Origin of the sequence: Rhodococcus gannanensis, from assembly GCF_042681175.1 — a bacterium.
GTDB lineage: Bacteria > Actinomycetota > Actinomycetes > Mycobacteriales > Mycobacteriaceae > Rhodococcus_G > Rhodococcus_G gannanensis.
On record NZ_JBHUFB010000016.1, the window covers coordinates 1 to 2,213 of the forward strand.

At 56.3% G+C, this 2,213-nt stretch carries 1 rRNA gene; it reads left to right on the plus strand.

The features are described from left to right. Positions 1-264: 264 nt before the first annotated feature. A 23S ribosomal RNA gene (locus ACFSJG_RS19385) occupies positions 265-2,213 on the plus strand; the annotation flags it as partial.

Genomic DNA, 2,213 nt, shown 5'->3' on the forward strand with positions numbered 1-2,213 from the left:
CCACATGTGGTCCGGTGGTGCTCATGGGTGGAACACTGACAAGCATTTTCTTCATCACTGCCGGCCCGAGTGCTGGTGGGAAGAGAGTTATATCGGTGCACTGTTGGGTCCTGAGAGAACACGCGAGTGATTCTTTCGAGGAAGAGACGACGAGACCTGAACGTGGTCATACCGCGGTGGATGTGAGTCCGCCGGTTTGGTGCCACAGTGTGTTTGGGTTTTGTGTGTTGTTTGAGAACTGCACAGTGGACGCGAGCATCTTTGTTGTAAGTAATGAAGAGCGTACGGTGGATGCCTTGGCACCAGGAGCCGATGAAGGACGTAGGAGGCTGCGATAAGCCTCGGGGAGCTGTCAACCGAGCTGAGATCCGAGGATTTCCGAATGGGGAAACCCAGCACGAGTGATGTCGTGTTACCCGCACCTGAATATATAGGGTGTGTGGAGGGAACGTGGGGAAGTGAAACATCTCAGTACCCACAGGAAGAGAAAACAACCGTGATTCCGTGAGTAGTGGCGAGCGAAAGCGGAGGAGGCCAAACCGTGGGTGTGTGATAGCCGGCAGGCGTTGCACTTGCGGGGTTGTGGGGTCATCTTTGTCAGTTCTGCCGAGCTGGCCGACAGTAAGAAATCATCGTGTTAGTCGAAGTGGTCTGGAACGGCCTGTCGTAGAGGGTGAGAGTCCCGTAGACGAAAACATGGTGACTGTTGTAGGTGATGCCCAAGTAGCAGCGGGCCCGTGAAATCTGCTGTGAATCTGTCGGGACCACCCGATAAGCCTGAATACTCCCTGGTGACCGATAGCGGACTAGTACCGTGAGGGAAAGGTGAAAAGTACCCCGGGAGGGGAGTGAAATAGTACCTGAAACCGTGCGCTTACAATCCGTCAGAGCCTTTGCACCTTCGGGTGGGGGGTGATGGCGTGCCTTTTGAAGAATGAGCCTGCGAGTTAGTGGCATGTCGCGAGGTTAACCCGTGTGGGGTAGCCGTAGCGAAAGCGAGTCCGAATAGGGCGATGCAGTGGCATGTTCTAGACCCGAAGCGGAGTGATCTACCCATGGCCAGGGTGAAGCGACGGTAAGACGTCGTGGAGGCCCGAACCCACTTAGGTTGAAAACTGAGGGGATGAGCTGTGGGTAGGGGTGAAAGGCCAATCAAACTCCGTGATAGCTGGTTCTCCCCGAAATGCATTTAGGTGCAGCGTCACGTGTTTCTCGCCGGAGGTAGAGCTACTGGATGGTCTAGGGGGCCCACAAGCTTACCGAAATCAGCCAAACTCCGAATGCCGGTGAGTGAGAGCGTGGCAGTGAGACTGCGGGGGATAAGCTTCGTAGTCGAGAGGGAAACAGCCCAGATCGCCGGCTAAGGTCCCTAAGCGTGTACTAAGTGGAAAAGGATGTGGGGTCGCGAAGACAACCAGGAGGTTGGCTTAGAAGCAGCCACCCTTGAAAGAGTGCGTAATAGCTCACTGGTCAAGTGATCCTGCGCCGACAATGTAGCGGGGCTCAAGTACACCACCGAAGCCGCGGCATTCACATGAGCCCGCTCGATTCTTACGGGGGTCGAGCCAGGTGTGTGGATGGGTAGGGGAGCGTCGTGCAGCCGTGGAAGCGGCGGAGTGATCCAGCCGTGGAGGCTGCACGAGTGAGAATGCAGGCATGAGTAGCGAAAGACAAGTGAGAAACTTGTCCGCCGAATGACCAAGGGTTCCTGGGCCAGGTTAATCCGCCCAGGGTGAGTCGGGACCTAAGACGAGGCCGACAGGCGTAGCCGATGGACAACGGGTTGATATTCCCGTACCCGTGTGCGTGCGCCAATGGTGAATCAGTGATACTAACCGTCCTGAAGTGCCCTTACTTCCCTTCGGGGAACCTGGGTGTGGATGCACGGGACCTGAGCTGGTAGTAGCCAAGCGATGGGGTGACGCAGGAAGGTAGCTGGGCCAGTGAGTGGTAGTACTGGTGTAAGCGTGTAGGGCGAGTGGTAGGCAAATCCGCCACTCATACGGCCTGAGACGTGATGCGTAGCCGAATGAGGCGAATTCAGTGATCCTATGCTGCCGAGAAAAGCCTCTAGCGAGTGTGCACACGGCCCGTACCCCAAACCGACACAGGTGGTCAGGTAGAGAATACCAAGGCGATCGAGATAACTATGGTTAAGGAACTCGGCAAAATGCCCCCGTAACTTCGGGAGAAGGGGGACCTCTGCTGGTGAC